The 22,650-nt window shown below is 45.7% G+C and carries 21 protein-coding genes; 12 read left to right on the plus strand and 9 right to left on the minus strand.

All coding sequences use genetic code 11. The annotated features are described in order from the left end of the window. Positions 1-13 precede the first annotated feature (13 nt). The gene (locus RA156_RS01895) at positions 14-784 is read right to left on the minus strand and encodes a hypothetical protein (RefSeq protein ID WP_306642338.1); all 771 of its coding nucleotides are present in this window, start codon (positions 782-784) and stop codon (positions 14-16) included. A gap of 58 nt (positions 785-842) precedes the next feature. Beyond that, on the minus strand, positions 843-1,025 hold the full coding sequence (locus tag RA156_RS01900; protein WP_306642339.1) for a hypothetical protein: 183 nt from the start codon (positions 1,023-1,025) through the stop codon (positions 843-845). Between the two features lie 137 nt (positions 1,026-1,162). On the opposite strand from RA156_RS01900, the gene RA156_RS01905 reads away from it, so the two are divergent. Then, entirely contained in the window at positions 1,163-1,729 is a 567-nt protein-coding gene (locus RA156_RS01905) for an RNA polymerase sigma factor (RefSeq protein ID WP_306642340.1), read from the plus strand. Beyond that, the gene (locus RA156_RS01910) at positions 1,726-3,900 is read left to right on the plus strand and encodes a hypothetical protein (protein ID WP_306642341.1); all 2,175 of its coding nucleotides are present in this window, start codon (positions 1,726-1,728) and stop codon (positions 3,898-3,900) included. Before RA156_RS01905 ends, RA156_RS01910 begins: the two co-directional genes overlap by 4 nt. A gap of 105 nt (positions 3,901-4,005) precedes the next feature. On the opposite strand, the gene RA156_RS01915 is transcribed toward RA156_RS01910, so the two are convergent. The 4 genes from RA156_RS01915 to RA156_RS01930 all read right to left on the minus strand — a co-directional run bounded on the left by RA156_RS01915 (position 4,006) and on the right by RA156_RS01930 (position 7,368). Then, on the minus strand, positions 4,006-5,133 hold the full coding sequence (locus tag RA156_RS01915; protein ID WP_306642342.1) for a fatty acid desaturase family protein: 1,128 nt from the start codon (positions 5,131-5,133) through the stop codon (positions 4,006-4,008). A 207-nt stretch (positions 5,134-5,340) separates the two neighbouring features. Continuing rightward, entirely contained in the window at positions 5,341-6,096 is a 756-nt protein-coding gene (locus tag RA156_RS01920; RefSeq protein WP_306642343.1) for a hypothetical protein, read from the minus strand. Positions 6,097-6,108: 12 nt separating this feature from the next. Continuing rightward, positions 6,109-6,531, minus strand: a complete 423-nt coding sequence (locus RA156_RS01925) for an energy transducer TonB (protein ID WP_306642344.1) — start codon at positions 6,529-6,531, stop codon at positions 6,109-6,111. 3 nt (positions 6,532-6,534) lie between these two features. After that, positions 6,535-7,368 carry an energy transducer TonB gene (locus tag RA156_RS01930; RefSeq protein ID WP_306642345.1) on the minus strand — a complete coding sequence of 278 codons (834 nt, stop codon included), beginning with the start codon at positions 7,366-7,368 and terminating at the stop codon, positions 6,535-6,537. Positions 7,369-7,520: 152 nt separating this feature from the next. Between RA156_RS01930 and RA156_RS01935 the strand changes: the two genes are divergently transcribed. From RA156_RS01935 to RA156_RS01950, 5 genes are all read left to right on the plus strand, one after another. Then, a complete protein-coding gene (locus RA156_RS01935) occupies positions 7,521-8,963 on the plus strand; it encodes a T9SS type A sorting domain-containing protein (protein ID WP_306642346.1) in 1,443 nt (480 codons plus the stop codon). A 63-nt stretch (positions 8,964-9,026) separates the two neighbouring features. Further along, complete coding sequence (locus tag RA156_RS16695) at positions 9,027-9,404, plus strand: HYC_CC_PP family protein (protein WP_434064830.1); 378 nt, start codon at positions 9,027-9,029, stop codon at positions 9,402-9,404. Positions 9,405-9,449: 45 nt separating this feature from the next. After that, positions 9,450-10,385, plus strand: coding sequence for an MbnP family protein (locus RA156_RS01940; protein WP_306642347.1), 936 nt, complete (start codon positions 9,450-9,452; stop codon positions 10,383-10,385). Positions 10,386-10,456: 71 nt separating this feature from the next. Beyond that, positions 10,457-11,356: a cytochrome-c peroxidase gene (locus tag RA156_RS01945; protein WP_306642348.1), complete on the plus strand. Its 900-nt coding sequence runs from the start codon at positions 10,457-10,459 to the stop codon at positions 11,354-11,356. Between the two features lie 7 nt (positions 11,357-11,363). Then, positions 11,364-12,470: a cytochrome-c peroxidase gene (locus tag RA156_RS01950; protein WP_306642349.1), complete on the plus strand. Its 1,107-nt coding sequence runs from the start codon at positions 11,364-11,366 to the stop codon at positions 12,468-12,470. A 42-nt stretch (positions 12,471-12,512) separates the two neighbouring features. On the opposite strand, the gene RA156_RS01955 is transcribed toward RA156_RS01950, so the two are convergent. Further along, on the minus strand, positions 12,513-12,845 hold the full coding sequence (locus RA156_RS01955; protein WP_306642350.1) for a zinc ribbon domain-containing protein YjdM: 333 nt from the start codon (positions 12,843-12,845) through the stop codon (positions 12,513-12,515). A gap of 284 nt (positions 12,846-13,129) precedes the next feature. Between RA156_RS01955 and RA156_RS01960 the strand changes: the two genes are divergently transcribed. From RA156_RS01960 to RA156_RS01970, 3 genes are read left to right on the plus strand one after another with little or no spacing between them, the layout of a single operon-like run. Then, the gene (locus RA156_RS01960; RefSeq protein ID WP_306642351.1) at positions 13,130-13,540 is read left to right on the plus strand and encodes a response regulator; all 411 of its coding nucleotides are present in this window, start codon (positions 13,130-13,132) and stop codon (positions 13,538-13,540) included. After that, the gene (locus RA156_RS01965) at positions 13,537-14,388 is read left to right on the plus strand and encodes a type IV pili methyl-accepting chemotaxis transducer N-terminal domain-containing protein (RefSeq protein WP_306642352.1); all 852 of its coding nucleotides are present in this window, start codon (positions 13,537-13,539) and stop codon (positions 14,386-14,388) included. The genes RA156_RS01960 and RA156_RS01965 overlap by 4 nt, the downstream gene beginning before the upstream one ends. A gap of 53 nt (positions 14,389-14,441) precedes the next feature. Next, the gene (locus RA156_RS01970) at positions 14,442-15,071 is read left to right on the plus strand and encodes a hypothetical protein (protein ID WP_306642353.1); all 630 of its coding nucleotides are present in this window, start codon (positions 14,442-14,444) and stop codon (positions 15,069-15,071) included. An 8-nt stretch (positions 15,072-15,079) separates the two neighbouring features. On the opposite strand, the gene RA156_RS01975 is transcribed toward RA156_RS01970, so the two are convergent. Next, complete coding sequence (locus tag RA156_RS01975; RefSeq protein WP_306642354.1) at positions 15,080-17,299, minus strand: response regulator; 2,220 nt, start codon at positions 17,297-17,299, stop codon at positions 15,080-15,082. Positions 17,300-17,425: 126 nt separating this feature from the next. On the opposite strand from RA156_RS01975, the gene RA156_RS01980 reads away from it, so the two are divergent. Next, positions 17,426-17,893: a GNAT family N-acetyltransferase gene (locus tag RA156_RS01980; protein WP_306642355.1), complete on the plus strand. Its 468-nt coding sequence runs from the start codon at positions 17,426-17,428 to the stop codon at positions 17,891-17,893. Positions 17,894-18,127: 234 nt separating this feature from the next. On the opposite strand, the gene RA156_RS01985 is transcribed toward RA156_RS01980, so the two are convergent. Then, on the minus strand, positions 18,128-18,946 hold the full coding sequence (locus tag RA156_RS01985; RefSeq protein ID WP_306642357.1) for a DUF6962 family protein: 819 nt from the start codon (positions 18,944-18,946) through the stop codon (positions 18,128-18,130). A gap of 364 nt (positions 18,947-19,310) precedes the next feature. On the opposite strand from RA156_RS01985, the gene RA156_RS01990 reads away from it, so the two are divergent. After that, on the plus strand, positions 19,311-22,409 hold the full coding sequence (locus RA156_RS01990; protein ID WP_306642358.1) for a VPS10 domain-containing protein: 3,099 nt from the start codon (positions 19,311-19,313) through the stop codon (positions 22,407-22,409). Positions 22,410-22,650 lie beyond the last annotated feature (241 nt).

Consider the following 22,650-nt stretch of genomic DNA (forward strand, 5'->3'; position numbering starts at 1 on the left):
TGAATACCATGGCCTACGCCAGCCCGTAGGCTGTGAGGACTTCTGCGAAAAACTCCTCTACGTGATTACTTGGGAAGGCGATGACTGCGCCGTTGAAGCGTTCGTCGGATACCCAGAGTCCGTGGGTGAGTTTTGTGTCTGAGGGGAATTCGTGTTCGTCGCTGTAGACGGCGAGGTAGAAGTAGGGTTCGTTGCAGTACTTGTCTTTCATGGCAAAGCCAGCTCCGATGCCTACGCCTGATTCGAGTTTGACGTAGATGCCTGTGTCAAAGTGGTGGGGCCAGATGCGCGATTTTTTATCGGTCTGGGCCAGTTTGGTGGCGAGGGCATCGAGCAATTGATTGGCTTGCTTTCGCCCTTCATGCCATGCTGTGAGTTCTTCTTGGGTGAGTGCACGGTAAGAATCAATTCCGTAGTCTGGAATATCGTAGTGCATGTTTTCTCTGAAGATCAAGGTCTCTAAGGTGTGCTCCTTGAGCCAAGCAACGAGTTCTTCATTGAACTCAGAAATCGGCTTGCCAGCCATGGAAAGCGACGCAACGATGCTCTTTGTAGTAGGATGCACCATTTCCAACTTCATCGTCGGAAGGTGAATCGAGGGGAGGAACTGTAAACCAGCATCAGGCACCATAATACGTCTGCCGTAGATACGCTTCTCGCTATCCTTATACCGCAAGTTGGTATGACAATCGTCGGGCTGTTGCGCAACAAAGGCTCTGTTCAATTTCGCTAAAACTTGACTCGCGACATGCAAATAGGCGTCAGCCTGTAAATACGGTTCCATGGTTAGCAGCTTTGTTGCTAAAGTCGGGATATGGTATTGCGGAGATGTCACGAAGGGGTTACTTTTTGCGAAGAAAGGTGGGGTCCGGCGTCCGGCATCCGGCGTCCGTTTTTTTCCGGCGTCCGGCATCCGGCGTCCGTTTTTTTCCGGCGTCCGGCATCCGGCGTCCGTTCTTTTTCCGGCATCCGGCATTCGTATTCATTATTTTGCCTTTCTCGATGTCGGCTTTTAGCACATTCATGCCCGCTGGGGGATTGCTAGAAATAATGAATTCAAGAATTACCAATCAACTTTAACAAAATACCAACGGACGCCGGACGCCGGACGCCGGCAAGGTTACCTTTCGTACTTTTCGACATGAAGAGGTAAAAAGCACGAATGAAAGATGCCAAGATCATTGAATTGATACGGAGTGGGAGACCTGAGAAGGGGCTCTCGCAATTGTATCGGAGTTTGCCGAAGATCGAGCGACTCATTACCTCTAAAGGGGGCAGCAAGCAGGATGCCCAAGATGTTTTTCAAGAAGCACTGATTGTATTGTGCCGTAAGGTTCGGACAGAAGAGTTTGAATTGACGGCGGCGCTGGATACTTACCTCTACAGTGTATGTCGGTTTTTGTGGAAGAATCAATCGAAGAAGCGTGGGATTGAAACCGTTTCTGGTGGAGAAGCTGCCTTTGATATGGAACACGAGAAAGATCTCGAAGCAGCACTCGAACGTGAATCAAAGTTTCAGAAGCTGGAGGAAGTGTTGGGCGATCTTGGAGAACGTTGTCTTCAGTTGCTGCAGCTGTTTTACTTCCACGGACAATCGATGAAGAGCATTGCTTCGAAGATGTCGTTTTCATCGGAGAATGTGGCGAAGACGCAGAAGTATAAGTGCATTGAACGTGCGAAGAAAATGGTACGTGCGGCACAGGTTGAACCTCAAAACCTGATGCCATGAGAAAAGAACTAGAATTAACGAAGCTCATTGAGTCGTACTTGAACGGTGAGCTTACAGGAGAAGAGTTGAAAGCCTTTGAATTGCGTTTGAACGTGAATCAAAAGTTGCGTGAAGAAGTGGAGCTGCAACGCACCACCATGGAAGCCCTGGAAGGCTTGATGATTCGTCGGTCTGTTCAACAAGCGGCCAAGATGCACGCGAAAGGGAAGTGGATGAAAGGACTAGGTGGCGCAGGCCTTCTTATTGGTCTTGCTGCTGTGGCGCTCTTTACTTGGAATTTCCTCCAATCTGATCTTAAGACTGAAGACGCTAGCGCGGAATTGCATACTGAGATTGAGACTAGTTACGATGAATTCAATGATTTCCTGGAGAAGCAAGTATTTGTGATTGATGCTGAAGAAGGCGGTGTTGTTGAAGGTACAGATGGAACAGTCATCGCCATTCCTTCGGATGCCTTCGTGGATGAGCATGGTGAAACGGTGGTGGGCGAAGTGCAGTTGGTCCTTCAAGAGGCGGTAGAGCCTACTTCCATTGTTCGCGCAGGCTTGAGTACAACTTCCAACGGAGTGGAACTGGTAACCGCAGGGATGTTCTATGTGGGAGCCTTCCAGGGAGAAAGTGAGTTGCAAGTAGCCGAAGGCAAAGACCTGATGGTAGATATGCTCACGCCCTTCGATGATCGCGGCATGCAATTATTTGACGGTGAACTAAAAGAAGATGGTTCCATCAATTGGGTTGACCCGAAGCCAATTGAAAAGGTGCTCCAAACCGTGCCGTTGGAAGAGTTGCATTTCTACGCGCCTGCATTTCTCCCAACGCTCGCCGAACTTGGCTTTGATATCGATGATCAGGGTAGGGTCGACAGCATCTTTTATTCAACTACTTGCAGATATGAAAGGCCTACTGAATCACGAAGTGAGGTGATGGAAATTGATATAGTTAGGGGGGACTCGGTCGTTTGGTCGGATCGTTTTGATGATGTTTATGCGACTGAAGAAGCCGAATGGGAAGGGGATTCAGCTGCTTCCATTGACGTCTGCTCTTACATAAAACCTTCTTCCATTCAAACCATCAAGCAGAATGAATTTCAATCGACCTACATAGCCACCAAAGAGTTTGAAGAACGCTTGAGATATCTATGGTGGCTACGAAAAGAGAAATACCTCGATCTCTACATTGAAAACCTCGACAAGCCACTATGGTATACCGATTCTTTGATGGTATTCGGTAAGGAGTTCTCGCTTGATGACGAGTTCTACGAGCTTTACCTGCGTCGCGATGGAAATGTCGCCTTCGATCATGAGAGCTTCGAGAAATTGCAGCAATTCTTTGAAGAGAAACGTGAGCTATTCCGCGCTAGCGCAGAAGAAGCACGAAAGAAAGTTATTGAAGCACGCCAAGCAGAAATTCGAGAAGATCAACTGACGGACCGTAAATTCTGGGACCATGAACGTGAACGCAGAGCAGAGCTTTACGAGCAAGAGTTGAAGTTGAATCTTGATGAAGCTTACCGACAGTTGGGTAAAACACCATCAAGAAGAGATTTTAATCCAAATCCTGGGTTGACTTTCCCGATCACCAATACCGGGTGGAAGAATGTTGACCAGTATGTAGTGGAATCAACACTCACGCGCACCACAATGAAGTATGAAGCTCCGAATGGCGACAAAGCTGAAATCAAATATGAAGCCTTCAATGTGGCAGTAGATCAGGTTGATCAGTATGATGAGGTCGTGTGCTACTTATTAGGTGACCCACAAGCCAGCTTCCGAAAGATGATCAAGCATGATGACGGAACATACAATGAGAAACTCAATGAGCTGATCGATTATAATCTCTTGGTCATTGGATATAAAGGAGAAGAGCAATTCGTCTTCAGCGAAGAAGGAATTGAACCAGGTTCCGTAACGGCCTACCCATCACTCAGACCGAAAGGTGAAGTAGATGCATTAATTCGTCGCCTCGCCTCCACAGATACTGCCAAAGACCTCCAAACTGCCTTCGACTACCGCCTCTTCCAAAAAGACCGCGACGAACGCCGAGCTAAACGTCTAGCAAAGCAGGAACAAGAACACGCCATCTGGAGATCTATCTTCTGTTTCAGTGAGGTAGATAATTGCTGTTATCCCTGCCGAGATCTTTATGCGGAAGAAGCAGTTTGGTCAGAGTAAAGTGAATAAGAACAAAAAAAAGGCGGAGCACATGCTCCGCCTTAAAATTCTATCAATTACATAAGCCTTACGCCTTACGCCTTACGCCTTACGCCCTAAGCCTAATTAAGCCATAATCTCATCCAACGGCGGCGTTCCAAACTTGCGCAACATCTTCACGTGAGATTTCAATGCGCTTCCGAACGACTTATGCTCGAGGTATGGGTGACCGAATTCTTCGGCTGTCTTCTTTACAATCGGTGCCAACTTCGGGTAGTGAATGTGGCAAATGTTCGGGAAGAGGTGGTGCTCCACTTGGAAGTTCAATCCACCTACGTACCAGTTCAAGAACTTGTTGTGGCGAGCGAAGTTGCTCGTAGTCTTCAGCTGGTGAACGGCCCAAGAATCTTCCATTTCTCCCGCTTCATTTGGAAGTGGGAAAGAAGTCTCTTCTACTACGTGTGCCAATTGGAATACCACTGAAAGGATCACTCCTGAAAGGACGTTCATAATCAAGAACCCTAGGAATACTTGCCAGAACGCGTATCCCGCTACGAACATTGGAAGTCCGAATAATACCCCAAAGTATCCAACTTTTAGAAGAGAAATCTTCAACCACATCAGGGCGTTCTCTTTCTTCGATTGCTTGTTGTAGCCTTCTTTCTGGTACTTGCGGAACTGGAGAAAGTCTTTGAACGTTCCCCAGTAAAGTGTCAAGATTCCGTAGAACAGGAAGCTATAGTACCACTGGTGTTTGTGGTGCTTCGCAACGTCGTGGTGCGGATCAAAACGCATTGTCAACGAACCGTCAATGTCGTCGTCTTTACCAGCGATGTTAGTGTAGGTGTGGTGCAACACGTTGTGCTGCATCTTCCAGTTGAATACTGATCCTCCTAGGAGGTTTAGCGTGTAGCCAACCCACTTGTTTACTTTGTGATTCTTCGAGTATGCTCCATGGTTCGCATCGTGCATGACGCTCATTCCGTTTCCAGCCAATGCAAAGCCCATCACACTCCAAAGGACGAGTGATAGCCAAAAAGGTGGTGCAAAAATCACCATCGCAATGAAAGGAAGAATGTAAAGACTGAGCATTACTACAGTTTTGAAAACCATAGCGCCATTTGCCTTCTGGCTAATGTCGTTCTCTTTGAAGTAAGCGTTAATACGCTTGCGCAGCTCCGCAAAGAATTGCAGTTGTTCACGGTTGGTGAACTTAATCTGCGTCTCATGTGTAGGAAGTGACGTTTGACTCATAAGTCGCGAAAGATACAGGAGGATTGGTTACTATCAACGTTGCAGGTTCCCTTTTATTCACGTCAAATCCACAAATACCATGAATAAGGGAGCACAAATTTACTTAAAGCAGGGTTAACACAGCGCAAATGATCATGTTCAGCGTAAAAACTTAACCTGCAGAAATGAGGTCTGAGATTCATCAGTTTTGGTTGAATGAGGCTTCGATCACCTCTGAATCGTGGTAAAATAGACGTCGTAAACCAATGTCACGTCTCTATCTTGTTCTTTTATCCAGCGCTCGTGCAGCTTGCTTTTCACTGACTTTACGCGTCGATAATCTTGCCGAATGTATTTCGGAGTGCGCGTGGCTCCATAGCGATACCCCTGGGGGGATACTTTGAATTCAGTAACAAGGTCTTCACCCACTTCCTGAATTTGTCGGGGGTTCTTCTTTTCTACAAAACTGAGGTCTGGAAAAGCTGGCACTGAAAGAGAATCTTTACCGATGACGCACCATGATTGCAGATAGTCTGCCAATGCTGCTTCATTATCTATTTCGAAAACTCTTCGATGAGGTGCTTTTAATCCATCCCCAAGGTGTTCAAGAGAAGAGGACATGACTTGATCGTTACGAATGTGCATGTGGACCCTTTTGATGAGATCCCCGTCTTCATAAACCAAGAAGTAGCTTTCATTTCCGTCTTCTTCGATGTCGACATCCATGAATTCCCCGGTCGCGATATTGTCGTAGGTGAAGCGTTGATCTACAAGGTCACCTTTCTCGTTGAATTGCCATTGCTTTGAGGTGGCTGAAATCGAATCGCAGGAGTCGTACCATAAAGTTCTTAAGTACTCATGAGATGTAGAGTCATTCTCCCAATGTGTATGGTAAGCCCTGAGTTTGATACATGAGATCATACGATCTTGGCTTGCTGCATTCAAGCAACACAGTGAGAGAAGAAGGGACAGAAGAAATCGCATGCGAGTCATTCGTTATTTCTTCGTTGAGTGATCTCGTTGGACAAATTTCACCGGTATCGTGTATTGAATAGGAATCGGCTTGCCGTTCTGTTCTCCCGGCTTCATTTGAGGGAGGCTTTCCACTGCCTTCGCTGCTTGACGGTCTAGGGCAGGATGGATGCCTCTGAGGATCTCGACGTCAGTCACTACACCAGAAGTATCGATCACAAAGCCAACAAACACTGTCCCAGAAACACTGTCCACTCGCTCGGGTTTGAGCTCACCTTGAACCCATTCAATGATACTCGTCTCGGTACATTTGCGCTGTTCTTCCGGGTCTTCTATTTCAATACACCCCGGCATCACAGGCGTGGTTTCGAACAGTCCAATAGTATCACCTTGCGCATTGGCTTCGCCAATCAGGCAGAGAAAGAAACATATAACCAGGTATTTCATCACTTATCGAATCTCGAATTTCACGGGTAAGGTGTAATGAACGATTACCGGTCTTTCAAGTAGTTCGTCGGGTTCTATTCTTTCAAAATGTTTGCCGGGTTCCATCGGGGGTAAATTGTACGCGGCATCAATACTCGCTTTATCTAATAAAGGATGTACTTCTCGCAACACTTTAGCATTTTGAACGAAGCCGAACTCATTGATTTCAATGGAGATGAATACGGTTCCAGTGGCATCCAAATCGACCGCTTCTTTTGAATAAACGACTCTCTTTGCTAGACAATCTGATAATTCTTCTTGTGTGCAATCAGCTTGTCTTTTTCCAGGTAGGTCTTTGCATGTAGGAAGGTAAGGCATCTGTTCAACGAGCATGTAAACGTTTTTCTTAGCCGAAGCTGCGTTCCAAGAGACTCTTAATGACCTGAATTCCTCAATGACTACATTCGACTCTTGCATATTGAAAATGTAGTGGAGGGGTTCCCATCGATCGGCCTCAATTCGAGTAGCTTCCATATTGCCGCAAGGGCCTACAAAGATCAGAGTGCCATCATAGTCCATCCATAGATTTTGAATCGAAGCTTCAAAGTTTGCAGCGGTCAATTCTGAGGTCAACCAGATTTTATAGCTGACAATGGATAGGTTTATATCCACTTGAAAGAGCTCGTTGTATCCCTCATGTTCGAAATAAACGAAGTGAAAGTCACCGTCAGCCCAGTGTTTGGTTTGCTTAGTGTCTATGATGTTCTTGTCTAAATTGGGAAAGGCACAGGTGGGGGCTGTTTGTCCTAAAGTAATTGTAGTGATTAGAGCACAAGTAAGGGAAAAGAGAAGTCTCATTACATGAGGTTTTCTGCAAGGTACAGACTGAAGCAGCAATAAGAAACCTTTCGCAATCAACTTTTTGGAAAAACCTTATTGCAAAATAAGAATAGCCAATTTGACAAGGTCCAAAATGAATTGGCTATCTTTCAACCATCTATTCGAACAAAATGAAGCACGCATTACTTCTCTTGGCGATCACATTGAATTCAGTAGTTTTCTCTCAAACAATAACGTGGGAGGACCCGGTTCCTGTGAGTATTGATGGACAAGACAACAATCGTCCTCGAATTATTCTAGATCAAGACGGTTCGGTCCATGTGTTTTGGGGAAGAGATGCGGATGGCCAGCTTTTTCATAATCAAATGGTAGATGGAGAATGGGATGCTGCTGAAATGCTTCTCCCTGAAGGTGTAACATGCTTCACAGCGGATTGGGCTGGGCCTGACGTTGGTAGTTTCGGAGATCATCTAGGGGTGGTTTTTAAAAGAATGCCAGAGAATACAGAAGGAGCTTACCTGATCCAGTCTTTTGATGGAGGAGCTACTTGGAGTGACACTACACAGATCGATCTTAACCTCCCCGAAGGATTTCAAACAAGGATGCCGTCGGTTGCTATTGGTGACCAACAAATGGTGCATGTTTCAATCATGAGTTTTGAGGGAAATTATATTGATCCGGAATACATCTATACAAAGTCAAATGACGGTGGAGAAAGTTGGTCAGCATATCAAGCTATGTATGGTGATTTTTTCTCTGGAGAGGCTTGTGACTGTTGCATGGCAGACATAGCAATTATCAATGCCGACCCTGTTATTGCATTCAGAGATAACGAGGAGAACATTCGTGAAATTAAGTGCGTAAAGAGCGAAAGCTCAGGAGATAACTTTGAATCTGTGCTCTATCCTGACCTCAGTGAAACCTATGCGAATTATTGTTTCAGTAGTGGGCCCCACTTGCTCCTTCAAGATGGAATAATGAAAATCGTTTACAAGTCAATTGAAGAGTCTGATTCTTATGTCACCTTCACTCAGATGGATCTTTCAGATGAATCCATTATCGAAAGTTTCATTGTGTTAGAAGAGACTGATGGAACGGCTCGTCAGAACAATCCTCGCATATCAGGAAGTGAGGCGTTGGATTTCGTTGTTTGGGAAGAGTCTCAAGGTTTAGCCACTGAAGTGTTGTACGCAGCCAGAGAAGGAGGGGCACAGGGTGGTAGTTTCGAAATCATTGATACGCTCAATGTAGACTTGAGCGGAAAGCAAATCAATCCGGATGTAAAGGTAGATGGCTTGACCATTCACACTGTTTGGCAAGACAAAGGGAATGACTTGGTTATGTATCGTAAAGGAACATATGACCCCAATGGAGTCAATGTCGAAGAGTCACTTCTACCAGAAGTGTCGGCTTACCCGAATCCAACTAATTCCTCGGTTAATATCACAGGTGTGAAAGTTGAGTCAGTTCAAGTTTTTGATTTACAAGGACGAATGCTTGTTAATCGGAACTCGGGGGTAAGTGGGAATGACCTCGATGTATCTATGTTCCCCAAAGGAACTTACAATGTGGTGGTGAATGCTGTATATACTATCAAGTTGGTTGTGAATTAACTGGGATTCAGGGGAAATGATTACCTTGGGGCAGTGTTGAAAGCCAAATCCATAATGATGCTAATGCTTCTTTTGTTGCAAGTGGCAACGACGAGCATCACCGTGCACTATTGTGGGGGCAAATTGAGAAGCACTTCAATCAACACAGACAGGCAGCACTGCGTTTGCGATCATGAAGTCTCTCCTTCTGCGTTAGGTACGTTTTCTCCGCAATGTTGCTCATTCAGCACGACCCTTCTTGAGGATTATCCTGCCTTCATTGATTCACCGTCTATAGACGATGTTGACTTGGGTGCGTTCTCCTTTAAAATCCGTTGGTACAGATTTTTTGATCGGGCTAATGAAATCACTAAACACGAAATCAGGTTTGTAAGACCACCTACTTTGCGCAGGTATCTCGTGTTTGGTTGCCAGAAGATATCTCCGGCCCCCATGAGCTAATTCATTCTTTTAGCTCTTTTATTTTAATCACTTATTACAACAATTATGAGAACAAGTATACTCTTGTTCTGCGCAATGATGTTAAGTCAAATTGGACTAGCGCAGAATGAAATTACATTACACATCACCCAGCTCATGGGTATCGAGGCTTTTGATGAATACGAAGAGGTTGAAGTACCCGGAGGGTATGAAATTAAATATACTCGAATGGAGTATTACCTTAGCGAATTTGTCTTGACGCATGACGGTGGTCAGCAAACTGAATTGGAAGATGTTTACCTTCTAGTTGATGCCAATGACGATAACGAGTTTTCTCTCGGAACATGGGATATTGAGTCAATTGAGTCAATCCAATTTTCTGTAGGGGTTGACGAGGCTCATAATCATTTAGACCCAGCTGAATATCCTTCAGGTCATCCATTAGCTCCACAATTTCCATCGATGCATTGGGGATGGGCTTCAGGTTATCGATTCGTCGCAGCTGAGGGAAAGACAGGAAGCAACTTCACTACTACATGGCAAATTCATGCTCTAGGCGACAACAACTTTTATTCGCAGTCTCATGAAGTTACAGGTGTAGCCGATGAAGGTGTAATTGACTTATGGTTAAATGCTGACTACAATCAAATGTTCGTTCAATTGGATGTGTCATTCGGACTGATTGAGCATTCCGAAACAGCAGAGGCCGTTGATCTTCTTGAAAACATGCGTGATCTCGTGTTTTCTCCAGGTTCTCCCGTGGGTGTGGAACCAATTGAGGACTCGGGAATTCTAGTGTATCCGAATCCGGCAAATGAGTTCGTTAGCATCACTGGAGCTCCCGCAAATGCGGTTATTCAACTCATGGACATGAAAGGAGCCATTGTTGAGCAGGGCCAGAATAATAGATTGAATGTTTCGGCTTTGGACTCGGGTATTTACTTCGTTCGAGTGGTTCAAGATGACTCAATCCAAACGATGAAATTGGTAATACAGCATTGAGATTAGTCGTAATCAGTCTTTTATTATTTGTAATAGCAGGATGCTCAAAGGAAGACGAGTTTTCTCAGGATTTGGATCAAAGTTATTTTCCTTCGATTCAGTTTCCTGTAGGGAACGAGTTCTCTCCTGAGAGATATGCTCTTGGCAAGCGTTTATTTTTTGATACTCGATTATCAGAGAATAACGACGTTAGCTGCGGTAGTTGCCACGACCCATCAAGTTATTTCGCTGATGACTTACCAACGTCTTCGGGCACCTCAAACGCTCCAGGTACTAGGAACTCACCTTCCTTGGTCAATGTTGCATTGCATCCATTCTTTACCCGAGAAGGTTCAGTGCCAACGTTGGAAATGCAAGTGTTGGTCCCTGTGCAGGAACACAACGAATTCAACTCGAATATCGTCTTGATCGCAGAGGCACTAGACCAAGACCAGGAACTGCATGATATGAGTGTTCTTGCTTATGGCGAGCCGATTACTCCTTATACCATCACAAGATCTATCGCTAACTATGAGCGCATGATTATATCTCAAAATTCGAAATGGGATAAGGTACAAAGGGGAGAGCAATCCTTTACATCTTCTGAACTAAGAGGCAAAGAGCTCTTTTTTTCGTCAGAATTGAATTGTGGTTCTTGTCATGTAGGGTTTGACTTTACTTCTTTTGAAATTCTCAATAACGGCCTTTACAGCAGTTATGAGGATCCGGGTCTCGCCAGGTTCACTGGTAATGAGGCGGATTCTGGAAAGTTTAAGATGCCAGGATTGAGGAATGTTGCAGAGACAGCTCCATACATGCATGATGGAAGTTTAGCAACGCTAGAAGAGGTAATACTTCATTATTCTGAAGGGGGGAAACATGCCCTGCAGGACGAACGAATCCGAGCGTTTGAATTGGATCAGAATGAAATGGCTGATCTTATTGCATTTTTAAATGCGCTGACTGATTACGAAATGTCAATGCCTCAATAATTAGGCAATGAACTTATCAAAAATAAAGACCTATGCAGTGTTTGCGCTGGCAAGCGCTTTACTGGTAATGTCTTGTAAAAAAGACGAAGAAGATGATGCAGGAGAGGAGATGGTTGTATATGACCCCACTCCTTATGTGTTGAACTATCCAGCACATATTCCGCCTCCATCGATTCCTGAAGATAATCAACTGACGGTTCAGGGCGTCAGGTTAGGAAAAATGCTATTTCACGAGCCTTTGCTTTCAGCGGATGGAAGTCAAAGTTGTGCCTCTTGTCATGATCAAACCAATGCTTTTAGCGACACGGCCCAATTTAGTATAGGTGTGAATGGTTTGCCAGGTGGAAGACAAGCTATGGCCGTCATGAACATGGCATGGAATACCAATGGCTTCTTTTGGGATGGACGAGCACCCTTGTTAAGAGACCAGTCTCTGCTTCCTATTCAAGATGAACTTGAGATGGATGAAACATTGGAAAATGTTATCAGTAAGCTGAGCAATTCTCAGGCATACAAGGATCAATTCACCAGAGCCTTTGGTGATAGCGAGATTAATGCCCTTCGAATGTCATTGGCAATGGAGCAGTTCATGAATTCGATTGTCTCTTTCGATTCTAAGTATGACAGATACTTGGCTGGCATAGAGCAATTAACCGAGAGCGAAGAACGTGGAAGGCAGTTATATTTCACAGAATTCAATCCATTCTTTCCAGATGAATCAGGCGCTGATTGTGAGCACTGTCATGGCGGTGGGAACTTCGAGAACGACGAGTACATGAATAATGGACTTGATGCCGAAGGTGAATTTGAAGATGATGGATTCTATGATGTCACCGGAAATGAAGCAGATCGAGGAAAGTTTAAGGTAACCTCATTGCGCAATATTGCGCTGACTCCTCCTTACATGCATGATGGCCGATTTAATACACTTGAAGAGGTGATTGAGCACTACAATGAAGGGATTCAAAGCTCCGCAAGTCTAGACCCCGCATTAGAAGCTACAATAGAAACAGGTTTGATGTTGGACGATCAAGATATTCAAGACCTAGTGGCCTTTTTGCACACTTTGACTGATATCAATTTCACTGAGAACCCAGAATACCAAGCTCCTTAACGGGACGAAAAGTTTGAAAAGAGGGGATGAATGTCCCCTTTTTTATGCCTTCCTCACAAACTCAGACTTCAACCCCATCGCTCCAAATCCATCGATCTTACAGGCAATGTCGTGATCGCCTTCTACTAGGCGAATGTTCTTGACTTTTGTCCCCGCTTTCACTGGTTTCGGAGCACCTTTTACTGGGAGGTCTTTGATCACAATCACGCTATCGCCATTCTGCAATTCATTCCCATTGGAGTCGAATACCTTTCCTTCATTCGCGGCAGCTTCGGCATCCTCCTCACTAAACTCATGGAAACACTCAGGGCAAACGAAGATGCTGCCGTTGTTGTAGGTGAAGTTCGAGTTGCATTTGGGGCAGGGTGGAATCATCTCTTTTGGGCTTATGGCGTATGGCTTAAGGCTTATGCCTTTTGAGCTCCGTAAAGTTAGGGAAATGGTTGGTGGCTTAGTTATTAGTTCTTAGTTATTGGTGGCTAGTATTTAGCATTTGTCCTTTCGCTCAGTTTAAGCTGCTGGTATGGCCTTAGGCCTTAAGCCATAAGCCTTAGGCCTAAGTGCAAACTATCGTCCACCTTCCTACAAACATTCCCCCCAACCCCAACTACCTTCGATAAGTTGGTGTTTTCCAGCAGTAGAGCTAATTCAAGATAGCGATGAGCGAGTCGATTCCGAATGTGAAGGTGTTTCCGAAGGTGCAACGGGTGGGGGTGATAGACGACGATGTCATTTTTACTTCGATTGCGGGGCATAAAATGAAGCAGCTTTTTCCGAATGCGGAAGTGTTTATGACCAATGATCCCGAAGAACAGTTGGCGTGGTTAACTGACCTCGAGATCTTGTTTTTGGATATCAATTTGGTCACGACAACGGCATGGGAGTTTATGGAACTCTATGCCGCGTCTCTGAGAGATGTTCAGCTCATTCTTTGTTCCTCTTCCATTGATATTCACGATTTGCACGCCGCCAAAGAGCATCCGCTGGTTGACGGTTATGTGATCAAACCCATTTCGAATGCAAACCTTCTTCTTGCTCTAGGAGGAGTTTGGCCAAACACAGCGGCATGAAAGACGAACAGAAGAATCGCCTGCGGTTTTTGAAGAATCGATACCTCTTTGGTCTGGGATTAGCGCTCACTTTGTTGACTATTAACCAAGTGGTCATCCAGTATTATCTGCGTGAGAAGAAGATGGATGCTTCAACGGTGAACGTAGCCGGACGCCAACGTATGCTGAGTCAGCGATTAGGTTTATTGGCAAGCGACGTAGTGAATGGAGGCTCTCCAGATCCAATGATGAAAGTATATGCCGAAATGGTGGAGTCTAATCAGGCACTCCAGAATGGAAACGAAGAGATTGGAGTGCTCAGAATTGACAATCAAAAGGCTAAGGCCATGCTCCAGGTATTGGAGTACCGTTTGAATATTCTGGAAGTTCAATTAGATCATTTGGCCCTTACTCGTGATTACCGTGAAGGGGTATTGCGCGAACAGCTTGAATTGTTCTTGCCAGAAATGAATCAAATCGTTGGCATCATTGAGACGGATGCCGAGCAGAAACTGCAGAACATTCTGGTGCTAGAGATCATCTTATTCGTGGTGACTGTTCTCTTGTTGATTCTCGAGCTGAACTACTTCTTCAAGCCGCTCTTCAATGAGACAACGCGCATTCTCTCGCGTTCTGAAGAGGCCTATGCTTTGATGCGTAAAATGGCCTTTCAATATGCGCACCATATCCGAGCTCCATTGACGAATATCCTTTCTGTGATTGATTTGATGAAAGAGAAGGAAGGTAAGAGTGAGTATACTGATCTTCTTTCCGCTAGCGCGGAATCGATGGATGAACACATCAAGGAATCCGTTCAGGAACTGAATGACATAGACAAAGAGATTGGTCGAGCAATCGATGTAATTTGAAAAGAGCTTTCTGAGGAATACGAGGTATATTTTGGGCTCTAACAATTGAAACATTGAGAAAACTCATCCTTGTCATTGCAGTCATTATTTCTTGTGTTTCCGGTCACGCTCAACTTTCAGTAGGCGCTCGCTTGACGCACCATAATTTTTTAGAAACGGATGTGAGAATCACCGGAATAGGAGGATTTGGTACTTACTGGATATCGAATATGATAGGGGTTAGGGCGGGGTTGAGTGTCGGATTTCCTTGGGAGAACACCTCAACTTTTTCGGCCTACACTTCAGATAACTCACTCGAGCCTGAAATCATTGAAGTTGAAGGGTTGTCGCGAGTTACAACAACTCATATTAATCTCAATGGGGTGGGGTACTTCGGATCAGGTTATTACCGCTATGGAGGATTTTATGGAGTGTTTGGACTAGGTTTGGTTATTTCTAGTGAGGAGATAAATTTCGAGTCTTTTCCAGAAGAGTACAGAATTATAGGAATTCCAAATGAGGGAGAAAGAATAACCAACTATCAATTCTTGCTGCGGGGTATTGCAGGGTATGAATATGTTCTGAACAAGCGCTTTCTATTCGGAGAAATTGGCCTAGGATTGCCATTGAATGGAGAGCCTGGTACTACCGTTCCTTTTCAAGTAGGAAAGTACTTTGAGGCTTCCTTTGGAGTTCGGTTTTGATTAATGAATTAGGCACTCACCCATCGTTCGAGCACTTCAATCAGCTTTTCTTTGATTACCGGCTTACTGATGTAATCATTCATCCCAGCCTCCTTGTATTTGATGCGATCAGAGTGTACCGTATTTGCAGTCATCGCGATGATCGGAAGATCGATCCCTTTTGATCGCAGAGCGACAGTTGCTTCGAGACCGTCCATATTGGGCATCATGTGATCCATAAAGATGAGGTCGTATTCTCCTTTCTCCATTTTATCAATGCATTCCAAGCCATCTTCAGCAATGTCAAGGGTGCATCCAAGGCTGGCGAAGAGTTGAATGGCCACTTGTTGATTGATAATGTTGTCTTCAGCAAGTAGCACGCGTAACCCTTTGAAGGCTTCTGGATTGAAGACCATGAGCTCATAGCTCTCGTTTTCATCCGTCGTCTCACCGGCTTGATGAGTCAGCGCTTGGAATACATCTACCGAGTTGAATGGTTTTCGGAGCGATGAGACGTTACAATTGTCTTTCAAGCTGGCCGAAGTCTGCAAGTTGGTGTGGATCACGATCTGTTTGATCGAACATGGCAACTCCACTGCCGTATGGAAATGTCCGTCGGTAATGATGAAGTCAAAGGGGCCATTTTCTAATACAGAAGTGACCTCGGCGCTTGACTCACATGAACAGACATCCACATTCCAACGAAGCAGTAGGTCTCGCAAGTAACGTGTGGTTACGTTGCTCTTCACAGCGAGAATACAGCGTTGCCCTTTAAGGTCGTGCTGGACAATAAACGGTGCTTCGTTTTCTGTTTGTCTCAGCTTCACCGTGAAGGTGAATACACTCCCTGGAGACTTGTTGTCTTTGTTCCACGGGTTCGGACTCTGGGCATGTATTTCACCTCCCATCAGTTCAACGAACATCTTGCTAATGGTTGTTCCTAGTCCAGTTCCTCCGTAGGTTCTTGAGGTCGATCCATCTTCTTGAGTGAAGCTATCGAAGATGGAACCAATCTTTTCTGGAGCGATCCCAATACCGGAGTCTTTTACTCGAAATTGAAGTGTGCTTTCACCATTGGTCAAGCACATGAGTTGTTCAATGTGAATCTTGACATACCCTGTCTCACAGAATTTCAAGGCATTCCCGATGAGGTTGGTGATGATTTGCTTCAACTTTTGGCGATCGCCGATGTATTCTCCTCGAACTTCGTCAGTAGCGTCTACGACCATTTGAAGTCCTTTTTCGTTGATCATGTGACTAAAGGCGGCGACCGTCTCGTCGATCATGTCGTTCAATGAGAACACAGTTTCATTGAGCTCAGACTTATTGGCCTCAGCTTTACTGAAGTCGAGAACATCGTTGACGATGTTCATGAGCGATTGACTTGAGGTGTGCACGATTTCAGATAACTCGCGTTGGTTGCTGTTGAGCTGACTTTCGCGAAGCAGATCTGAAGCCACAATGATTCCATTCAAAGGCGTGCGGATCTCGTGACTCATGTTCGCGAGGAACATAGACTTTGCCTTGGTAGCAGCGTTTGCTTTGTCGAGCGCTATGTCAAGCTTGTCATTGAATGCAATCAACTTCTTTCGCTCCTGTTTGAGGTCGCTCACGAACTGGTCAGACTCTGTGACGAAGAAGTAGAGCATGGCTGTGATGAAAACAAAGAGGAGTGAGTTATTGATGTATCTGAACAGAATATGAATATCATCGGCAATGGCCACCCATGGCTCTGAATTGTTCAGTGCAATTTCGGCAAGAATCCATGCGACTATGGCAATCGATGAATAAGCCCATTTCATCCGGTGTGAAGACTTCGAGAAGAAGATCAAGGGCATTCCAACCAATACATAGAAATAGTAATGGAACTGTCCTTCACGACCAAAACACATCGCCAAAGAAAGGACAATGAAATTGGCGAGGATGATATAAACTCTTCGAGCTGTGAGGTGTTTCCCCATCGCATTGATGATTACAGGAATCCACATCAGGATTACGACAGCACCTACGATAAGAGCTGAGAGGGAAGGTCCTTCAATGTTTAATAAAATGGCTACCACACCAATACACGAAACAGAAGTGGTAATAGCGAGACTATTGGTAATACGTGTTTTGTTCTTGGTATCTCGGTCAGCAGTGAGTTTGCAGCCGAGTCCGGTAATTCCGCGCATGAATGCGTACACCGATTTTATCAGATTCAGAAGAAGTTGCATAGCTCGTTTTCCGCCAGTTGTGAGTGGAGGGCTCATTGGCGGATAGGCTAAAATCGCCAACAAGTTCAAAATCTGCGTAAGAACGAATTGTCGAAACTATGTAGGCCTTTTCTGACATTGACGAACTGATACTTTGGCGTAATTTTATTCCAAAATTCCCCCATGAGCGCAGCCGTAGAAATCGTACCCTACCGTCCTGAATTCCGAGAAGCCTTCGGGAACTTGAATTTTGAATGGCTAGAGAAGTTTTTCTACATCGAAGACTACGATCGTGAAGTCCTCACCAATCCCGAAAAATACATCCTCGACCCCGGTGGCTATATCTTTATGGCCCTCGTCGATGGTCACCCAGCCGGCACCGTAGCCCTCATCAAACGCGATGAAGGAGACTTCGAACTATCAAAGATGGGCGTCAACGAAAAGTACCAAGGCAAACGCATCGGACAAAAGCTCATGTACCACAGCATCGCCTTCGCTGGAGAACAAAATTGGCACCGAGTCTTCCTTGATTCGAATCGAAAATTAACTCCGGCCATCACCCTTTATCACAAGGTCGGTTTCAAGGAAATTGAGATTGAGGGGGGATCGCCTTATGAAAGGTGTAATATTCGGATGGAAATCCTCATCTAGGCTTATGGCCTAAGGCCTAAGGCTTATGGCTTTTTTGGTGGACTGTGGACCGTGGACTGTGGACTGCGATTTCGTTGCGCCTTGCGCATCGTCGTCTTTCTCTTCAGCACTTGTAGAGATTGCCCCTTAGGCAATCTGAATGGCCACACCGCAATTCATTAATCATTAATCACGATTCATTATTTATTATTCTTTCGGTCCACGGTCCACGGTCCACGGTCCACGGTCCACCGTCTACGGAGTGTGGTTCTCCTCAACAAGCCTCTTCGCTCCAAAATAATACACCACTGACGCCGCCATCATAAACACATGGCTGATATCGACATGGTTGAACCATTTGCTGATTCCGATTTGGAAGACGAAGAAGAAGGCGCCTGTGGCGCTGATGAGAACTGCTTGTAGGATGCGTTTGCTTCCTAGACTGCGTTCCTTGTAGTAGACAAACCCCGCGAAGCCGGCGACTACGATCGCCATTCCGTAAGCCGCGTGAATCAGGACGAACTGGAAATTCAAAGTGACAAGCGAGAGGACCAAGAAGGTCAATAGCTCGATGATGTTCAACTTTGAAAAGAAGGCCCCAATCTTGACGTCGATAAGTTTTCTGGAGTATTGAATGATGGCACGTTCCAAGAGAGCAACAGACAACATGCTGGTGATCCACCCAGGCACTTTCATGTAGAACGGGACGTAATGAAGCAATGCATGTCCGACAACCCCTCCGAGGAAGGTGGCCACCGCCATCGTCAGGAAGTAATAGGTGAACAGGGTATGCACATTCCCACGATTGGGAATCGACTTTAGTTTGAAATAGGCCATCAGATTAATCACAGCCACCAAGACATCGGTCAACGCTGTAACAGGCTCATGAATCAAAAGCCCAAAGAATTCAATTGAAGGTTGCGGTTCGATCAGCTCTCTCGTTGTTAATGCAAGATAGGTATTATGGTTTGTGGTTCGTGGTTCGTGGTTCGTTGTTTGTGGACTGTGGACCGTGGACTGTGGACGGGGGTTCGTTGTGTCTTTGGCAATCTGAACGTCAGCGTCCCATTTCATTATTCACGATTCATTAATAATTATTTATTCTTGAATGGTTAACCCTAGACGGTTGACGGTTGACGGTGGACGGTGGACGGTGGACGGTGGACGGTGGACGGTTGACGGTGGATGGTTGACGGTGGACGGTTGACGGTGGACGGAAGTAACTCGTTTTCGATTATCATTTATAAGTCATCGATTAATTCCACGAACCACGAAATTTGCTCTTAATTGGTTGACAGTAGACGGTTGACGGAAGAACATAGTTTTCGATTATCATTTATAAGTTATCGATTAATCCCACGAACTACGAACTACGAACTACGAACCACGCACTACCTGTTGGCTTTTCCCCTATATTTCTAACCCCAAAACCTATTTCATGAGCTATCGCTGTATTCTCTTGACATTGTTGTGTCTAGCTGTTTCTACTGTTTCCTTTTCTCAAGAAGATCGTTCTAAGGATGCGTTTCCGACGATCAATGAAGGACTTGATTTCCGTTGTATTGGTCCGTTCCGTGGGGGGCGTTCTGCTGCGGTGACTGGTGTGGAGGGGGAGCCGATGCTCTTTTACATGGGGACGACCGGTGGTGGAGTTTGGAAAACCACCAATGGAGGGACGACTTGGGACAATATTTCCGATGGATATTTTGGTGGATCGATTGGAGCAGTGGCGGTTTCGCCTTCGCATCCGAATGTGATTTATGTGGGTGGTGGCGAAGTTACTGTTCGCGGAAACGTCTCACCTGGAACGGGGATGTACCGTTCCAATGATGGTGGAAGAACATGGAAGAGCATTGGACTGCCGAATTCACGACATATCCCTCGAGTGCGTATTCATCCGACTGATCCGAACATCGTTTACGCTGCGGTGCTTGGAGATCTATTTAAAGATTCAGAAGAACGAGGAGTTTACAAGTCGATTGATGGAGGGGATACATGGACGAAGATCCTTTACGCCAATGAGCGTGCGGGGGCGGTAGACTTGATTCTTGATCCGGTAGATCCGGATATCCTCTATGCAAGTACGTGGAATGTACGTCGTACTCCTTATGATTTCTCTTCTGGTGGTGAAGGTTCTGCCCTATGGAAATCTACGGATGGAGGTAAGAACTGGGAATCTTTGATGGAGAACGAAGGCATGCCTGAAGGTACCGTTGGGATTATTGGAGTGACCGTTTCCCCTGTGGACCCAGATAGAGTATGGGCGATCATAGAAAATGACAATGGTGGTGTGTTCCGTTCAGAAGACGGCGGAAAAGAATGGACGAAAGTCAACAGTGATCGCAGTTTGCGTCAGCGTGCGTGGTATTATTCGCGTATTTATGCTGACACCAAAGACGTGAATAAGGTGTACGTTATGAATGTAGCGTATCATGTTTCCACCGATGGTGGGAATAGTTTTAAGTCGGCTTACGCACCCCACGGAGATCACCATGATTTATGGATCGCTCCGGAAGATCCAAGTCGACTCATCATTGCAGACGATGGTGGAGCGCAGGTAAGTTATGATGCGGGTGCTACCTGGTCGACCTACCAGAATCAGCCAACAGCGCAGTTTTATCGCGTGACAACTGATGATCATTTCCCTTATCGTATTTACGGTGCGCAGCAGGATAATTCAACGATTCGCATTGATTCCCGTTCTGGACGAGGATTCATTTCTGATCGGAATTGGGAGTCGACTGCAGGAGGGGAGAGTGCTCACTTGGCGCCCGATCCTAATGATAATGACATTGTGTATGGAGGAAGCTATGGCGGTTTCTTAACGCGCTATAACCACCATACTGATATGAACCGCGCCATCAATGTTTGGCCCGATAACCCAATCGGTTATGGTGCGGAGGGTATGAAGTACCGTTTTCAATGGAACTTCCCGATCTTCTTTTCGCCGCACGATGCGAGCAAGTTGTATACCTGTTCTCAATTCTTACATGTCTCAAGAGATGGAGGTGGAAGCTGGGAGATTATTTCACCAGACTTAAGTCGGAACGATTCCATCAAGCTCATCTCTTCAGGTGGACCGATTACAAAAGACAATACCGGGGTGGAGTATTACGCTACCATCTTTGCAGCGGGTGAATCGCCATACCAGAAAGACCTGCTTTGGTGTGGTTCCGACGACGGTTTGATTCACGTTTCGCAAGACGGTGGTGCCAACTGGAAAAACGTGACACCAAAGAAGCTTCCAGAGTGGACGATGATCAATAGCATTGAGTTTGATCCATTCAATAAAGGAGGACTATTCGTTGCGGCTACCCGTTACAAGATGGGTGATTATGCGCCATACCTCTACCATACCACAGACTATGGTCAAACGTGGAAGTTGATCACGGAAGGCATTGCTGATGAGCACTTCACACGCGTGATCAGAGCCGATGCGAATGCTAAAGGGCTGTTGTATTGCGGAACAGAATTCGGACTGTACATCAGCACGAACAACGGCGCCTCGTGGCAACCGATGCAGTTGAATCTTCCGGAGGTTCCAATCACTGACCTGGCCTTGAAAGACAATGATTTGATCGTCGCAACCCAAGGGCGAAGCTTCTGGATTCTAGATGATTTGAATGTCATTTGGGATGAAATGGGCAACGCGACTTCAGCAGCTCAACCAAGGCTGTTCAACATTCATCCAACCGTTGGTTTCGGACGAAACGGAAAGACCTCAAACACGCGCGGGACGAATAATCCCGGTGGGGTACCTGTGTTCTTTTTCCTTCCAGATGACAAAGCAGAAGTATCTGTATCATTCACCAATAGTCAAGGAGATACCATCCGAACGTTCAGCACCAACGCTACGGATAAGGCCAACATGTTGAAAGTGGAAAAAGGCCTCAATCGCTTTGATTGGGATACACGCTATGAAAGGGCCGATGATTTCGACGGCATGCTCATGTGGTGGGGAACCCTCGACGGACCAAAAGCACCTCCAGGTAGCTATGCGGTTCATGTCTCTGTGAACGAACAGAAGATGGTGACCGATTTCGAGATCCTCCCAGACCCACGTATGGAAGGAACCGTAGCTGACCGCCAAGCACAGTTTGAGTTCCTTCTGGAGATCAGAAACAAGCTCGACGAAACCCACGATGCTATCCGCCACATGCGCACCCTCCAAGGTCAAATCAAAGCCTTGAACGGACGACTAGACAGCGACCAAAACACCGCACTCATCGACGAAGGAAAGCGTCTTGATTCCGTAATGACGAGTATCATCAGCGTCTTGTACCAAACCAAGTTGAAGAGTAACCAAGACATGCTGAACTACCCAATCAGGCTCAACAACAAGCTAGCGCACGTTGCATCCCTCGCGAGCATGGGAATCTACGCTCCAACAGCCCAAATGATCGGCGTAAAAGAAGACATCACCGCTCAAATTAATGAGCAGTTGGAGAAGTGGTACGCGCTTCGTGATGAATCACTAAAAGCTTACAACGCGATGATTCGTGAGCAGGAGGTGGATGTGATTGGAGTCAAGGAGTAAATGTGGACCGTGGACTGTGGACGGTGGACCGGATAGAATAATAAATAATGAATCGTGATTAATGAATTATGAATTTGTCTTTCAGAGTGATTCATAATTCTATTCACCATTGACAGCCTAATCATGCTTACCGCGTAAGCGGCCTAACCATGCTATCCGCCTGAGGCGAACTAATCATGCTTACCGCGATAGCGGCCTAACCATGCTACCACCAAAGGCGGACCTAACTCCCAAATTCAGT

The sequence above is a fragment of the Sanyastnella coralliicola genome, assembly GCF_030845195.1.
GTDB lineage: Bacteria > Bacteroidota > Bacteroidia > Flavobacteriales_D > Sanyastnellaceae > Sanyastnella > Sanyastnella coralliicola.